At 57.7% G+C, this 15,349-nt stretch carries 12 protein-coding genes; 7 read left to right on the top strand and 5 right to left on the bottom strand.

Annotated features, from left to right (window positions below; genetic code table 11):
* Positions 1-12: 12 nt before the first annotated feature.
* Complete coding sequence (locus tag FHT77_RS19675) at positions 13-543, top strand: lipocalin family protein (protein WP_183756605.1); 531 nt, start codon at positions 13-15, stop codon at positions 541-543.
* A 372-nt stretch (positions 544-915) separates the two neighbouring features.
* Positions 916-1,395, top strand: coding sequence for an ankyrin repeat domain-containing protein (locus FHT77_RS31415; protein ID WP_312859759.1), 480 nt, complete (start codon positions 916-918; stop codon positions 1,393-1,395).
* 319 nt (positions 1,396-1,714) lie between these two features.
* Here FHT77_RS31415 and FHT77_RS19665 read toward each other — a convergent pair whose 3' ends face one another.
* Both FHT77_RS19665 and FHT77_RS19660 read right to left on the bottom strand, forming a co-directional pair.
* Entirely contained in the window at positions 1,715-3,439 is a 1,725-nt protein-coding gene (locus tag FHT77_RS19665) for an adenylate/guanylate cyclase domain-containing protein (RefSeq protein WP_183756604.1), read from the bottom strand.
* Positions 3,440-4,048: 609 nt separating this feature from the next.
* The gene (locus FHT77_RS19660) at positions 4,049-4,969 is read right to left on the bottom strand and encodes a LysR family transcriptional regulator (protein WP_183756603.1); all 921 of its coding nucleotides are present in this window, start codon (positions 4,967-4,969) and stop codon (positions 4,049-4,051) included.
* Positions 4,970-5,076: 107 nt separating this feature from the next.
* On the opposite strand from FHT77_RS19660, the gene FHT77_RS19655 reads away from it, so the two are divergent.
* Genes FHT77_RS19655 through FHT77_RS19640 form a run of 4 tightly spaced genes read left to right on the top strand, consistent with a single transcriptional unit; the run spans position 5,077 to position 8,801 of the window.
* A complete protein-coding gene (locus FHT77_RS19655; protein ID WP_183756602.1) occupies positions 5,077-6,159 on the top strand; it encodes a 4-oxalomesaconate tautomerase in 1,083 nt (360 codons plus the stop codon).
* 41 nt (positions 6,160-6,200) lie between these two features.
* Positions 6,201-7,205 carry an ABC transporter substrate-binding protein gene (locus FHT77_RS19650; RefSeq protein ID WP_183756601.1) on the top strand — a complete coding sequence of 335 codons (1,005 nt, stop codon included), beginning with the start codon at positions 6,201-6,203 and terminating at the stop codon, positions 7,203-7,205.
* A gap of 11 nt (positions 7,206-7,216) precedes the next feature.
* Complete coding sequence (locus FHT77_RS19645; RefSeq protein ID WP_246712795.1) at positions 7,217-8,038, top strand: ABC transporter ATP-binding protein; 822 nt, start codon at positions 7,217-7,219, stop codon at positions 8,036-8,038.
* Positions 8,025-8,801: an ABC transporter permease gene (locus tag FHT77_RS19640; RefSeq protein WP_183756600.1), complete on the top strand. Its 777-nt coding sequence runs from the start codon at positions 8,025-8,027 to the stop codon at positions 8,799-8,801. Before FHT77_RS19645 ends, FHT77_RS19640 begins: the two co-directional genes overlap by 14 nt.
* 809 nt (positions 8,802-9,610) lie before the next feature.
* On the opposite strand, the gene FHT77_RS19635 is transcribed toward FHT77_RS19640, so the two are convergent.
* The 3 genes from FHT77_RS19635 to FHT77_RS19625 are packed head-to-tail and all read right to left on the bottom strand — an operon-like array spanning position 9,611 to position 12,273.
* Entirely contained in the window at positions 9,611-11,065 is a 1,455-nt protein-coding gene (locus FHT77_RS19635) for an EAL domain-containing protein (RefSeq protein ID WP_183756599.1), read from the bottom strand.
* A gap of 15 nt (positions 11,066-11,080) precedes the next feature.
* Positions 11,081-11,785, bottom strand: coding sequence for a response regulator transcription factor (locus FHT77_RS19630; RefSeq protein WP_183756598.1), 705 nt, complete (start codon positions 11,783-11,785; stop codon positions 11,081-11,083).
* On the bottom strand, positions 11,782-12,273 hold the full coding sequence (locus FHT77_RS19625) for a hypothetical protein (RefSeq protein ID WP_183756597.1): 492 nt from the start codon (positions 12,271-12,273) through the stop codon (positions 11,782-11,784). The genes FHT77_RS19630 and FHT77_RS19625 overlap by 4 nt, the downstream gene beginning before the upstream one ends.
* 199 nt (positions 12,274-12,472) lie before the next feature.
* Between FHT77_RS19625 and FHT77_RS19620 the strand changes: the two genes are divergently transcribed.
* Positions 12,473-15,304 (top strand): PAS domain-containing sensor histidine kinase, encoded by a 2,832-nt coding sequence (locus FHT77_RS19620; RefSeq protein ID WP_183756596.1) that lies wholly within the window; start codon positions 12,473-12,475, stop codon positions 15,302-15,304.
* Positions 15,305-15,349: the final 45 nt, after the last annotated feature.

Genomic DNA, 15,349 nt, shown 5'->3' with positions numbered 1-15,349 from the left:
TAGGAGAGTAACATGTTGCCTACTCGCTTCGCGGCACTTCTGACTGCTGTGGTTAGCTTGGCTCTTACTACCGGAACGCAGGCTAACGCTGCGCCCGAGGTCGTCAAGGTTGGACCCGACCACTATCGGGGGACTTGGCTGGAGGTTGGGCGGACTCCGATGTTTCTCACAGACGGTTGCGTTGCGGGTTATTCGACTTACCGAAAGGGCAAAACGCCGAGCGAGGTTATGGTCGAGGATGGCTGCCACGACGGTACTCCCAAGGGTCGGCTGAAGACCGTCCGCGGCACGGGAAAGATCCAGGATTTCGGGACGACAAACGCAAAGATGCGCGTCCGTTATCCATGGCTCATCACCTTCAACTACTGGGTACTCTATGTATCACCTGATAAATCCTGGTTCATCAGTGCTAACCCAGCTATGACCAATCTCTGGATCTATTCGAGAACAGTTCCTTCCAAGGCGCTCCTTCGAAAGATGGTCCGCAAGGCCGACGAGCTTGGCTATGATGTCCGGAGGCTGGAGTTTCCGCCAGCCCGGTAGATAAATGTGTTCGAGATCAACAAGACGACACCAAGCCCTAACAGCAAGTCTCTTGATGCACCATGAACCGGCGCGATCCTGGTGCGAAGTTTGAAAAGGCCGGCGAACGCATACGGGTTCTTTACTTGATTCTCCCACGTTGATCAGTCGGAGCCGAGTGTGCGCCCTGCTCACTCATAGGAAATTGGGAAGTATTTTGGGTCGGCAAGGAGGCTCGAGGATTGGCTCCAATATCATTGCGCTCTCTCAACCACGCCTCTCGTTGTCGCGGTGCGTAGCGGCCATTCCGATGCAGCAGAACCTCTTGTTAAAGCGGGGCCGACGTGAAAAAGGAGTCCTCGCTCGGACGCCTCTACCGCTGCCGTCCTGACGGTGTCTTCGGATCACCTCCGCTTGCTGGTTGCACATGGTGCCAATCCAAATGCCGCCCCACGTGGCGAGGGTATGTTGCACTTCGCGGTCGCCAGCAACTGCCTCGACTGCGTCAAGGCGCTCGTCGAATCGGGGGCAGACGTCAACGCTATCAGGGTGCGGTGTGATCCTAAACGCAACCCCTCTATAATAACGGCTTACCCCCTCGCAAAACACGTTCATGCGGATATTGCCGCCTACCTTCAACGGTATCGTTGTTCAGAAGTCTGCGCCGATTTCAGCGAAACTGGCGAACGGCGATCCAATCAAAGGTGCATCTGCTTCGCCTACACTTGCGCCAGCCGCCATGTCACTGGCGTGAAGGACCTGCCAAGAAGGGGCCCGAACCTGTGGAGCGTCGTAGGACGAATGAAGACCTCGACACCGTTCGGCCACTGCACCAAGACACCGAGAGTCTGGCCGGGTCCCTGTACATACTAGGACCTCAATATCTTCATCGCCGGTCCTCCTCTCACAGCGCCAGAGGTAGATATGGACATTGGTGGCGCACCCGACGAGGCCGATCGGCTGAACTGATCGCTCGCTTGAGAACGCTCAGCGACTGGCCTGTGCCTCTGCGCTGAGCCACGTCGAGGAGAGGTGAGACAAGGCGGCTAAAGTGGCTTTGGCACCCTTTTATGGCGTGTGGTCGATCCAGAGCTTCGTGGTGACCAGCAGCTCACTTCGATCTTCGGGGCAGCTTTTCTTACGGCGTGAGCCAGGTCGCTAACTTTATGAAACGATGGCCAACGAGCTTGATTTATTCAGGAAGGCCTGCGCTACGAAGCCCATCAAGGAATCGTTGCCGATCGGCGTCGAATTTGTAAGGCAGCCTCTTGCCCCATTCCGTGATTGAAAAATCGGGCTTCGCTTCGACTGCCATCGCAGCATGCTTCCGCGCGTCCTCGATTTGACCAAGCTTGGCGTGACAGGCTGCGACATAGGCATGGTAGAACGAGGGGCGGTCTACTATGCGGCTATACGCATCCAAAGCTTCGCAATAGAGTCCTGCATCGTGCAGCACGTACGCAAATGAACGCCAATACCAGTTGGGATGGTACGGGTTGAGCGACATCGCCTTGCGAGCCCATTCGACGCCCTCATCTGCTCTCCCGAGGTCTCGCAACATCTGCGCTCGGTACATCGCGGATAGCGCGTCACCGGGGTTGAGAGAAATGCTCCTCTCTGAATGAAACTCCGCTCGATCATATTGTTCAAGCCGCTTGTAGAGGAGGGCCAGAACCCTGTGGCAGCGGGTATCGTTGTCGTCGAGAGCGAGCGCCCGACGCGCACTCGCGAGCGCACGCTCGAGTTCCCCCGACGAGCGCGGCCCGACCCATTGCACGTAGATCGCCAAGGCGAGACATGCATGACCAGCCGCATAGTCTGGATCCAGTTCAACCGCCTTTTCGAACAGACATCGCGCTTGCGTGTTATGCTCCTCGCCCTCCAGGTTCAGCTCCTCGAGGCCGCGCAGGACATAGTCGTAAGCAACCATGTCATCGGGCCGCTTGCGCTTGGCGAACCGGGCGCCCGCCGCCTCGACCTGTCCCACGAGGGTCGCCACGATCGTCCGCACGACTTCGTCCTGCACCGCGAAGACGTCCTCCAACTCCCGGTCATACCTTTCGGCCCAGAGATGTGCATTGCTCACCACATCGATGAGCTGGGCCGTGATCCGGATCCGGCTGGCGGCGCGGCGAACGCTGCCTTCGACGACGTATTGCACGCCGAGCTTATGTGCCACTTCAGCTATGCTGATCTTCTCGTTGCGAAAGGCGAAGGCCGAATTGGGGGCGATGACGAAGAGGGTTCGGAAGCGGGACAGCTCGGTGGTGATATCCGCCGTGATACCGTCGCTGAAATAGACTTGCTGCGGGTCGTCGCTCATGTTTGCGAACGGCAAAACAGCGATTTTGACTTTGCCGAGCATGGGGGCCGGCGCACGCACCGGCTGGTTCGCGGGGTCGGCACGCCCGCGCAGGTGAAATACGCGCAGCGGTTCGGCTATGTTCTTGACCTTGCGTGGACCGAGGTCCTCAAAAATGAAGTCGAGTTTGTTCGTGACCTGCTCGTGCACGCTGGCGGCGACGCAAATTCCGCCGGGCTCCGCTAGCCCCTGCAGCCGATCGGCGATGTTAACCCCGTCGCCCTGAATGTCGTCGTCTTCGACGATCACATCCCCGAGATTGATGCCTACTCGAAATTCGAGCCGACGTTCTGGCATCCGTTTTGCATTTCGTTCAGCCTCGACGGCCTGCACGTCGGCGGCGCACCGAACGGCGTCGACGACACTGTGGAATTCCACCAACAGTCCGTCGCCCATGAGCTTGACCAGACGTCCGTGATGCTCGCTTATTTTTGGCTCGAAGACATCACGCAGTTCAGCCTGAAAACGGGCGCGCGTTCCCTCCTCGTCGAGCTGGCTGAGACGAGTATAGCCGACGACATCGGCTATCAGGATGGCGGCGAGGCGGCGCTGCATTTCCAATCGTAATTCGAAGCTGTCACTCGTGCGAGTATACAGATAGTCGGAGATGTTGCCATTCCCGTTTCTCACCGCACCTTAGCTGCTGGGTCGGCAGTGTTCCTCCATGATCGTCCCTCACCTCGCCAGTTCGTTTACCCCAAGGGGCGCCATCCCTCCATCAGTGCTCCTGTATTTTCTGCCCAATGTGGATACGTATGAGAGCTCCCTCGCGCTCGAGCACGCGACTTCGCCTGGCTGCCACGATCGATGTAGACCATCTTTTTCACGAAGCTGTGCGAGGAAGCGGCGTTGTCGACCTTGACCTGCTCGCCTCGGGTCCAGTTGTAGACATTCTGCCCTGTGCAGCCAAGCACAGAACCGATCTTCTCCCATGAGACGCCCGTGATCCTTTTGATCGCGGCGAGGGACGACGGAAGTCCTTTCTCAAACGGCGGCATCAACGAGCAGTGAGAGTTCCAGCCGCCACGGCGATGCCATTTCGAGCGGAGGAGCATCCCTGCGCCTCTTAACTTAGGCGGGTAGTAAAGACGCAGCCTCGTTCCGCCCGCAGCGAGTTCGGATACTTCCGGCTTCAACATATTTCCGCGAACAACGCATTGAATGCTAGGCAACAGCCGGAACGGGCGTCCCGTCCTTCCAAGTCTTGAGTAGCACTTCAATGAACTTCTCGGCGGCGGGCGACAGCTGCGCGCCGCGTCTGCGGACGATCCCGATGGTGCGCGTAACCACTGGGTCAACGATAGGGCGCGAGACCAAATACGGGTGCTCTTCCTGAGGGGTCGCCAGTCTTGGAAGAACTGAGATGCCGAGCCCAGCCTCGACAAGCCCCAATGAAGTATTGAGATGGGTGACCTCATAGAACCAGTTCAGCCTGAGGTTATGCTTCGCGAGCGCGCCATCCAATAAGGCCCGATTTCCGCTTGATCGATCGACGACAACGAGTGGGTAGCCATCGAGCTGTCCCCAGTTCAGTTGTTGATGAGCTGCAAGGGGGTGATCCCTGCGCATTGCAAGCACGAACGGGTCATCGATCAATGGCTCAAAGGAAAGATCCGGGTCCGAATTTCCCATCAGATTGATTCCGAATTCCACCTCCCCCCGTGCCACGGCTTGAAGGCCCTCGTTTGCCGTCAAATCACGTATACGAAGCCTGATATGGGGATAGTCAGATCCGAACTGCTTGATCACCGTGGGCAGAAAATAGAAGGCCGCGGTCGGAACACAGGCCATCGTGATTAGTCCGCGGCGCTTAGACCCTCCATCCTTTAAGGCAAAGAGCGAGCCATCAAACTCCTCGAGCATCCGCCTTACCAGCGGAAGCAACTCCTGCCCTGTGGCTGTCGCTGCAACGTGACGGGTCGTCCGATCGAGTAGTGGCGCGCCGATGGACTGCTCCAGCTTCTGAATGCGTCTTGTCAGAGCTGGTTGAGAGATATTGAGTGCCTCGGCGGCCCGATTGAAACTTTCGAGATCCACGACTGCCTGGAAAGCGCGGAGATCCAGAATCTCGCAATTGATGCTCATTTCGCAATAATCCCCTCAAAGATTGCATTTAACAAATAGCCTGATGTTTCGCATATTGCAATAAGCGGGCGGATTGATCCGACTAACGCAATATTCGAGGACATGTAATGAACGACCTGATACGCATACCTTGCGTCCTTATGCGCGGCGGCACTTCGCGGGGCCCGTTTTTTCTGGCCTCCGATCTGCCCGCAGATCAAGCTGGTCGTGACGCAGCGCTGCTCTCCATCATGGGATCGGGCCATCCGTTGCAGATTGATGGAATTGGAGGAGGAAACCCGGTAACGTCTAAAGTTGCAATCATCGGTCCCGCCAGCGTTCAGGGGGCAGACGTCGACTACCTGTTCGCCCAAGTGCGGACCGATCGACAGCTCGTGGACTACTCACCGAACTGCGGCAACATGCTCGCCGCTGTGGGTCCATTTGCGATCGAGGCTGGACTTGTGCCCGCCGGTAATTTCGACACGCTCGTACGGATTCATAACGTGAACACGGGAAAGATCATCGAGGCTAAGGTCCCGACCCGGAAAGGCGAAGTCATCTATCTGGGGGACGCGTCGATCGATGGAGTTCCGGGCCTCGCCGCGCCGATCGCCCTCACCTTTCTGGACGCAGCCGGCGCAAAGACGGGAAAGCTCTTTCCTACGGGCAAGCCGCTAGACGTGATCGCCGGGGTCGAAGTCACTGCGATCGATTGCGCAATTCCGATGGTTCTTGTTCGCGCCACAGACGTAGGCGTAACTGGCTACGAAGACGCTGGATCGCTATCAGCGAACCATGAGCTCATCGACCGCCTTGCCTCCATTAGGACTGAAGCAGGGCGATTGATGGGAATGGGAGATGTGTCCGACACGGTCATCCCCAAACCCGTTTTGATTTCCGCAGCCAAGAAAGGTGGAACTATATCAGTGAGATACTTCATGCCCAATGACTGCCACCCTGCTCTCGCTACCACAGGTGCCGTCGGGATTGCCACGGCCGCCACGACCCCAGGGACGGTAGCAGCACAAATCGTCGGCGAACAATCACTGCCGGCGCTAGTTCGTATTGAACACCCCAGCGGACGGATCGACGTGCAGCTGGAGACTCGAAACGGATCGACGGTCGCGGGCCTTGTGAGGACCGCGAGGAGACTATTCGAAGGATACGCCTTCGCTAAGCCGAAAGAGCGTGTTGAAAACGCTGCATAAACCGCTCCGGCGAAGACCCGAGCACATAGGGAGGAATTCTCATGCGTAAATATCTCTTGGCAGCAGCTACAGCGCTGTCTCTCACTTCCGCAGCTCATGCCGCCGACCCTGTTCGCATGAGCGTGGGCTCCTATAATCTCAACAACTTGCCCTTCCCGGTGGCTGAAAGCCTCGGGTTCTACAAGGAGGAGGGTTTGGACGTCACGACAGAGAACTTCGCTCAGGGTGGCTCGAAAGTCCTCCAGGCCCTGGTGGCTGGGTCGACCGACGTCGCTGTCGGTTTTTATGACCACACGATCCAGATGCAGTCCCAAGGCAAACATGTCGTCGGCTTCGTCCAGCTCGCAAGGAATTCAGGTCTTGTTCTCGCTGGCAAGAACGATACTGACTTCGATCCGGCCAAGCCAGAAACGATCAAAGGCAAGAATGTCGGCATCACTGCTCCAGGTTCTTCGTCTGACTTCTTCATCCGCTATTATCTCAAGCAGCATGGTCTGACCGATAACGATATCTCGATCATCGGCGTCGGCTCTGGTGCCGCGGCTGTAGCCGCCCTCCAGCAAGGGAAGATCGACCTCCTGGTGAACTATGACCCCGCCGCCACGATCGTCGTTGAGCGTGAGCTGGGTAAAATTCTAATCGACGCAAGAAGCGACGACGGTGCCAAGGCCGTATACGGAGGCATTTATCCAACATCCGTACTCTATGCCAACCAAGACTACATCAACGAGCATCCTGACGTAATTCAGAAGGTCACTAACGCAACCGTGAAAGCACTTCATTGGATGAAGGATCACTCTGCTGAGGAGATCGTGGCCCAGCTCCCGGATGATTTCGTTTCGGGCGACAAGCAGACGTACATCAAGGCAGTCGAGAATGCGAAGGCAATCTTCTCGCAGGATGGCCGGTTCACGCCCGCGGACCTCGAGGTTCCTCTCGCAGTGCTCAAGAGCTTCAACGAAAGCGTTGGCAAGGCCACAATCGACCTCAACACGACGTACACAAACAAGTTCGTCGAAGCCGCTGGCCATAGTGCTGAAAATTAAGGGGTGTAATAATGGCAAACGCAGTAAGGAAAATCGAGGCGGTGTCTCAACCTGGCCTTCCCCCGATGGTCACCATAGACAACGTCACCATGGCGTTCGGATCCTTTGTCGCAGTTGAAAACGTGAACCTCACGGTCGGCAACGGGGAATTCCTTGCCATCGTGGGCCCTACGGGTTGCGGTAAATCGACAATTCTCAATGCGGTCGCGGGCCTTCTGAAGCCGGCAAAAGGAGAGGTCTGTATTGACGGGACGCCCGTCAAGGACGTGCAAAACAACATCGGGTACTTGTTCCAGCAAGACGCGTTGCTGCCGTGGAAGACGGCATATCAAAACGTCGAGTTGGGTTTGTTGTTTCGCGGGGTGGCAGCCGAAGAGCGTCATCGCAAGGTCACTGCTTGGTTGGAGAAAGTTGGACTCAAGGGTTTCGAGAAACGCTTTCCACACCAACTGTCGGGCGGCCAGCGCAAGCGCGTACAGATGGCGCAGGCGCTAATCACCGAACCAAAAGTCATCTTGATGGATGAGCCCTTCTCGGCGCTGGACATTCACACTCGCCACTTGATGCAGAACGAACTGCTCAAGCTTTGGCAAGAAGACCGGCGCGCGGTGGTGATGATCACCCATGATCTGGAAGAGGCTATCGCTCTGGGCGACCGCGTTATTGTTCTAGCTTCCGGACCACGCAGTCGTGTGATCGAGAGCTTCGGTGTAGATCTCGAACGTCCACGAGACGTGGCCGAGATCAAACTCGACCCAAAGTTCATGACCCTTTACCGCGATATCTGGGCGTCCCTACGGGGAGAAGTGGAGAAAAGCTATGCAGGCCATTAACGTCCGCCTAATCCAAATCACACTGCTGATAGTAATCCTCGGCGCTTGGCAGTTGGGCGTCACATACGGCCTTATCGATCGCTTCTTCTTCCCGGCACCCTATGACATCGTCAACCAGGTGATCAGTTGGGTAAGCGATCCGGGCTTTTACAAGCACGTCGGCATTACGCTCAGCGAGACTGTGCTAGGCTATCTCATAGGGACCGGCCTTGGTGTCGCCGCCGGCGTATGGCTCGGTCTGAGCCCCTCTATCGCGCGTATCCTCGACCCGTTCATTAAAGCCGTCAACGCGATCCCGCGCGTGGTGCTTGCTCCTATTTTCGTCCTGTGGCTGGGGCTCGGCCTGTGGTCGAAGGTAGCCTTGGCGGTCACGCTGGTCTTCTTCGTCACGTTCTTCAACGCGCTTCAGGGCGTCCGCGAAGTAAACCCAGTCGTGCTGTCGAATACCCGCATCCTCGGGGCGCGGCGGTCCGAGTTGCTACGCCATGTCTACTTCCCAGCAGCTGCAACGTGGATTCTCTCCTCGCTGCGTACCTCCGTCGGCTTTGCCGTGGTCGGCGCAATCATTGGCGAATACCTCGGCGCATCTGCCGGTCTCGGCTATCTAATCGCGCGCTCTGAGGGTAACTTCGACGCGGTGGGCGTGTTCGGCGGGATCATCATCCTCGCGGTATTCGTTTTGATCATAGACCTGTTCCTCGATGTGGCCGAGAAGCGTCTCATCACATGGAAGCCACGGCCTGGCGAAGAACGGCCGGCTTAGTGGTGATCTATCTCATTACGCGAAAGGGCGGCACATAAGCCGCCCTTTCTTTTGCTACATTGCAGGTTCGCACGAAGTCTGGCGTGATGTAACGGGCCAATTTATGGACCTCGGTCTTATCCTTTCAGGTCCACCTAGCAGCAGACCGTGCGGTTCCGGCCATGAACCTACTCATTGATCGCGCAGTCCTCAACTGTCTTTCTCCGCATATCCAAGCCTGGGCCACGATGAGGTGACTAACACAGAGGTCGTCGTTCACCGCGGGAAGCCGTCGTCGGGCGGTCATGAGACAGCAACTACCCTGAGTTCGTTTTTGAAGCAGCGCCCATTTGGGAGCGGGATGCATTGATTATGATACTTGCGGACCGCCCTGGGGAAAGCGGCGAGGTACCATTCGCTCCAGCTTAACACCGTCTTTTCCCGACGTTGGCCTAAGCCACTTCGAGACTAGGGCTGGATCTTGAAGCTCATCACTACGCAGAGCACGCGACTGTCGGTCGCCTTTTCACCTCACTTCTTCTTTGTGGCGTTTTGGCTCGCCTTTGCCAGAGAAAATAGAGTCGGAGGGGCGGCGTAACTATTTGTAGAATTTTACTTTTTTGGCTTCCTACCTTGTTGTCTCGTATCTGACTCTTGGAAAAGCTCGACCAAGTGACCAGAGGCTATGAGCGCCGTCCGTTGCAAAGTGCATCGATGGCCGCGGGATAGCTTCGCACAGGGCGGTCGAGTCGGCGGCATCGTGCCGGACCTCATGGCCAACATCAGCGTGTGCGCCTAGCGGTGAGCTTTCGCGCAGGCGTCCATGCCAATCAGGCAAGGGCCAAGCTTCTCGAAGACGGTGTGCATCTGCCCCAGTCGCAAGAACGGTGCAGAACAACCTGCCCATCTGCATCAACGCTTAGTCTCTCCCACCGGGGCGGCTCCTCTATATCACAGGCGCTGGCGGGTCGGCCGAAAAGGAACCCCTGGCCATAGTGACAACCAAGCTCTCGTAGTGCGGAAAGCTCTTCCACGGTTTCCACACCCTCGGCGACAACGTGCTTTCCCAGTGCCGTTGCCATATCGATGATGGCCTTCACAATGGCAAGGTCGGCGTTGGAACTTGTCATTGCACGCACGAAGGCGCCGTCGATCTTGATCTGGTCATAGGCAAGTTCCTTAAGGTGTACGAGGGACGCGAAGCCGGTGCCGAAATCGTCAAAGGCAACGATGAAGCCCGCCGCCCGCAGCGCCTCGAGCTGCATGCCTATATCGACGCCCTGCTCCGACAGCATGACCCCTTCCGTGACCTCGATCTGGAGATGCCGAGGCGACAGTCCTGCCGACCGGGTCGCGTCCAGGATTTCATCGACAAGGCAGCGGCTGTCGGGAAACGCGACTAACTGCGACGACGAAACGTTGATCGCGATATGCCCGAAATCGACGCCGGCCGTCACCCACGCCCTGGCTTGTGCGACGGCGCACTGCAGCACAAAACTGCCGATGCGCCTGGAGAGTGCTGGGTCATCCAGAGCCGCGGCAAAGGCCGCCGGACCGATTGCCGAGCCATCTGCTCTCTTCAGCCTCAGAAGTGCCTCAAAGCCGACGCGCCGTCCGGTATCGAGCGCAATCTTCGGCTGGTAATGGAGTGCGAAGAGACCCTCCGCGAGCGCCTCTTCCGCCAGGGCCAGCGCCGCCTTGTCTAATTTCGCGCGATTGAGCCGACCAGAATCGATCCGGGTCAACAGATACCGGTCTTCGGATTGCAGGAGACGTTCCACGGCGCAACGCGCCAGCCGAGCCAGCAAGCCGCGTACGTCGGCCCCGAGACGTCGCGGCACCCGATCGAGAACGCAGAGCGAGCCGAGCCGAAGCCCAGGCTCGATCTCCAGCGGCACGCCGGCATAGAATCGGATTCTATCGTTTCCCGTGACGAAAGGGTTTTCTGCAAAACGGACATCGCGAGCGGCGTCCGGCACAACGAAGGGGCTCGACGACTGGATTGTGTAGTCGCAGAAGGCATCCACCCTGGAAGACCCGACACCATCAATGCCCCGCTTCGACTTGAACCACTGACGTTCGCCGTCCAGCAAGGTGATGAGGCCAATCGGCGCATCGGCCGCAAGGCAAGCAGCTTCGACCAGTGCATCGAGCACCGGATCCGCACCGGACGACACAATGGACAGTTCTCTCAGACGTTTGAGGCGAGCCGCTTCGTTCGGCGAGGGGCCTTCGCGTCCAAACGTTTCCGCGGAAGTCAGGTGACGGTCAACACACTGAAGCATATGGCTCTTCTATTCCTACCGTTGTTGGATTTCGCTCAGGCGATAGCCCACACCGCGGACCGTCTTGATGACCTCACCGCTCGCGGCATCCAGTTCTGCAAGCTTGCCGCGCAGCCTGTTGATGTACACGTCGATCGTCTTGTCGCGAGGATCGTGTTCACGAAAGAGCGCCTGACGTGCAATGCACGACTTTGAGCAGTCTTCTCCCACACTATTGAAAAGGACCTGCAGTATCCTTCCTTCAAGTGCGGTCAGCGGCTGATTGACGCCGTCGAAATTCATGGAAAGGCGTGCGATGTCGCAATCTATATTGCCGATCTTGAAAGCAACGCTCTGCCGCAGAGTGCTGCGGCTTGATCGCGCTTCGTGCAGGCGATGGACACGGGCGCGCAGTTCCTTCACGCTGAACGGCTTCATCACATAGTCATCCGCACCGACACTGATGGCGTCCGCCCGGCTATCGGCGTCTCCAACGCCCGAGATCATGATGATAGGCACGTCGGAGCGTGAGCGCGCTGCACGAAGCAGCTCCAGGCCGCTCCCGTCGGTCAGGTTGATGTCGATGAGGATGCAATCATAGGCAGCAAGTTCGTTTGAATGAATGAAGCGGTTCGCTTGCCTCACGGATGCAAGACAGTCCAGCCGGTCCCGGGAATCCGACCAGTTCAATCGCAACATATCAACGACGTCTCGCTGATCTTCGATGATCATTATGTTCATGGTCTCTTCGAATGTTTGGTGGGGTAACCAAAGCCTCTTTCCTCTCCATCATAGGGCGGGGCTGGCATTGGGCGCAGCATGGGCAGCACGTTTTCGCTAACTGATATGGTTCTTGGGCTGAGGCTTTCCAAGGTGGAAAACGACGAGTTCATACGTGCCAGCCGATTGACGAAGTCTGGCCTCAATTCTTTGACGAAGCAAAGATGCAGGACCCCCGGATCGCGCTCAACAACGATACTGCCGACCAAGACGTCAAACCTGCCGAAAACAAGGTAAAGGTGATCGGGAATCTGCGACTTTCCAATCCGCACCGTCGCCCCACCCTCGCTGATCTCCATGACGAGGCAGCGTACGATTTGCGTCTTACGCATCCATTTTCCGGTGAAGAGGAGATTGCAGAAGAGCGTAACGCTTCGGCGGTACCACTTACGGCTGAAGTAGTCGGATTCTACGCGGTTGAGATAGGTCGTTCTCTTTGTCGCTTTCACAGTGTGACCTCCATGCTTGCCGGAACCTCATCCGCGGGCGGAAGGTGGCAGTTGGTGGCATCGATTAGAACGTCTCACCGTTAAGCGACAGTGGCGCCAAGTTTAAATAAGGTAAAATTTAGTGATCCCTCATGGATTGCGGCATCGCTTGGGACTATCGAGAGGTTGAAATCAGCGAGGTCTGAGGAGGATGCAAGTCGTGCAATGGAAAAACGCAACTGCTGGCAAGGGCTATGGCATCCTGATGACCGGTCTCAGGCAATGTGCAAGGGATCGATTTTGCTGGGGAGTGCTGGTTGGCGCCATCTCCGCTTTCGTCGTGACATGGCTGCCGACGACTGCATGGCTCTATGTGATGGGCGCAACGCTGATCATGGCTTGGCGAATCCGTCAGGATGGGGTCCTGCATCGCGACGCTCCCCGACGGTCGCACGATATCATTGGAGACCAGGCTCTTCTCAAGATTGCCGGCAAGGCCGCCAAGCTCGGCGGATGGGTGGTGCATCTGCCGGACCGGAGAATCGAATGGTCGGATGAAACCTGGGCGATCCACGAGAGACCAAGGGGCAGGCCGGTTACTTTCGAGGAAGGGATCGGCTATTTTGCGCCGGAATGGCGAGATGCGATCACGCGGCACTTCGAGTCCTGCGTTGCGACCGGTCTACCCTACGATACCGAGGTGAAGATCATTGATTGCACGGGCCGGCGGAAATGGGTTCGCGCAATCGGCGTGGGGATCCGCGATGAGATGGGCCACATCTCCCGAATACAGGGTGCCCTCCAGGATATCGATGAGCGCAAGCGGCTGGAAAATACGGCAAGGGATCTTGAGCGGCGCTTAGCGGAGTCGATGGAGAACATCAGCGATGCGTTTTTCCAGCTCGATACCGATTGGCGCTTCACCTATCTTAATCATCAGGCCGAATGTCTGCTGGAACGCCCGCGATCGGGGCTTCTAGGCCGCCTGATCTGGCAGGAGTTTCCGGAGGCCTCCTCGGGGATCATCCGTCAGCACTACGAGCGCGCCGTCCGCGAAAACCAGACGGCCGATTTCGAAGTATTTTACGAGTCCCTGGACGCATGGTTCTCGGTCACCGCCTATCCGGGTCCGGCAGGGCTGACTGTGTATTTCCGAGATGTAACGAAGCGGCATGCGGCCGATCAGCACTTGCACCTGCTGGAAATGGCAATCTCGAGAATCGAGGATTTCGTCATGATAACCAAGGCCGCATCCCAGCCAGGGGGCGACCAGACGATCGTTTACCTCAACGAGGCCTTCGTCAGGATCACCGGCTATTCCCCACACGACGCGATCGGCCGCTCCCCCGGCTTTCTCCAGGGGCAGCGGACTGACGCCAACACCATCGACGAGATCAACAGCGCCATCGCGCGGTCGGAAGCGATCCGAGCCGAACTTGTCAACTACGCAAAGGACGGCCGCGAGTATTGGGTAGACATGAGCATCGCACCCATTGTCGACTCCGCTGGTCGCGCCACCCATTTTGTCGCGACCGGTCGCGATATCACCGACAGAAAGCGAACGGAAGAAAAGCTGGCTGAAAGCGAGGAACGCTTCTCGATCGTCGCCATGATGACCACAGACGCGATCTGGGACTGGGACATTGCAAGAGGTCATGTACAATGGAATAGCAATATGGCCTCCGTCTTCGGGCATGAGGACATATCGGTGGAGGACGGTTTTCGGGAATGGGAATCCAAGATCCATCCGGACGACCGCGCACGCGTAGTGTCCAGCGTGCATGCAGCAATTGATGGGCGAGCAGAAACGTGGCAGGAGGAATTTCGCTTCCGCCGCGGAACGGGGACCTATGCCGAGGTCCTCGATCAGGCCCATATCATCCGCAATGGCGCAGGCGATGCGACCCGGATGGTAGGTGGCATTCGGGACATCACCGAGACACGGCTGAACGAGGCAAAACGGCTGCAGGCGCAGCGGCTTGAAGCGATAGGACAACTGACGGGCGGCGTCGCCCATGATTTCAACAACCTGCTGACGGTCATTATCGGGACTGCGGAGACATTAGCCGACGAGATTGCCGATCCGCGACTTTCTGCAATCGCGCAATTGAACCACAAGGCCTCGCGGCAAAGCGCCGCCCTCACACGCCAGCTCCTCACCTTCGCGGGCCGGCAACCCCTCGAGCCGGCGTCGCTGAACATCAACAGAACCATACGGGCCATGGAGGGATTGCTGTCGACTGCTCTTGGCGAAACGATCATCCTGCACCTTGCGCTTGATCCGGCCGCAGGTCACGTCAGAGCGGACGCCGCGCAACTGGAAGCGTCCATCATGAACCTGTGCATCAACGCACGCGACGCAATGCCGGATGGTGGCAGGCTGGTGATCTCGACGGCGCAAAGCGGGGACGACGCGGTGATCCAAATCTCCGACAACGGCGACGGAATGGATGCGGAGACGCGCGCAAAGGCCTTTGAGCCTTTCTTCACCACGAAACCGTTCGGCAAGGGCAGCGGGTTAGGTCTTAGCATGGTGTACGGCTTCGTGCGACAATCAGGGGGCGGGATCGAAATTGAATCGGAGCCGGGCAAGGGAACAACCATTCTCCTGTCTTTTCCCCGACTTGCGTCTATGGAAACATACGCGGAGCCTGTCTCGAATGGGCTGCTCAAGGGTGGCAGTGAGCGCATTCTCGTCGTGGAGGATGATCCTATGGTCCGGGATTTCGCCGCCGATATACTCGTTTCGCTCGGCTACTCCGTCACATGCTCCGGTGATGCAACGGAAGCGTTGAGGATAGTGGAAACCGACGGCCCATTCCATCTGGTTTTCTCGGATGTCGTCATGCCCGGCCCGATTGACGGCCACGCCATGGCGAGGGAGATCATGGCGCGTCATCCGAACCTGCCGGTTGTCCTGGCCACAGGTTACGCCGACATCGAACGCATCGGCGCCACGTCGCGATTCCGGCCAATTGCAAAGCCCTATACGCGACGGCAGCTCGCGGAAACTTTGCGGGAGGCGATCGACGCGTCGGAAAATAATAGATGAGCACCCCTGCCTTTGATAGGTCGAACAGGGACGATCAAAGCCGCG

The organism is Rhizobium sp. BK181 (genome assembly GCF_014193305.1).
Lineage (GTDB): Bacteria > Pseudomonadota > Alphaproteobacteria > Rhizobiales > Rhizobiaceae > Rhizobium.
Note: the sequence above shows the minus strand (reverse complement) of the source record. Positions and strands in the feature narration are given on the sequence as shown.

Excerpts from the sequence above, each read along its gene's own strand:
- FHT77_RS19675 (WP_183756605.1), top strand. The coding sequence starts at position 13 with ATGTTGCCTACTCGCTTCGCGGCACTTCTGACTGCTGTGGTTAGCTTG.
- FHT77_RS19665 (WP_183756604.1), bottom strand. The coding sequence starts at position 3,439 with ATGCAGCGCCGCCTCGCCGCCATCCTGATAGCCGATGTCGTCGGCTAT.
- FHT77_RS19660 (WP_183756603.1), bottom strand. The coding sequence starts at position 4,969 with ATGAGCATCAATTGCGAGATTCTGGATCTCCGCGCTTTCCAGGCAGTC.
- FHT77_RS19655 (WP_183756602.1), top strand. The coding sequence starts at position 5,077 with ATGAACGACCTGATACGCATACCTTGCGTCCTTATGCGCGGCGGCACT.
- FHT77_RS19650 (WP_183756601.1), top strand. The coding sequence starts at position 6,201 with ATGCGTAAATATCTCTTGGCAGCAGCTACAGCGCTGTCTCTCACTTCC.
- FHT77_RS19645 (WP_246712795.1), top strand. The coding sequence starts at position 7,217 with ATGGCAAACGCAGTAAGGAAAATCGAGGCGGTGTCTCAACCTGGCCTT.
- FHT77_RS19640 (WP_183756600.1), top strand. The coding sequence starts at position 8,025 with ATGCAGGCCATTAACGTCCGCCTAATCCAAATCACACTGCTGATAGTA.
- FHT77_RS19635 (WP_183756599.1), bottom strand. The coding sequence starts at position 11,065 with ATGCTTCAGTGTGTTGACCGTCACCTGACTTCCGCGGAAACGTTTGGA.
- FHT77_RS19630 (WP_183756598.1), bottom strand. The coding sequence starts at position 11,785 with ATGAACATAATGATCATCGAAGATCAGCGAGACGTCGTTGATATGTTG.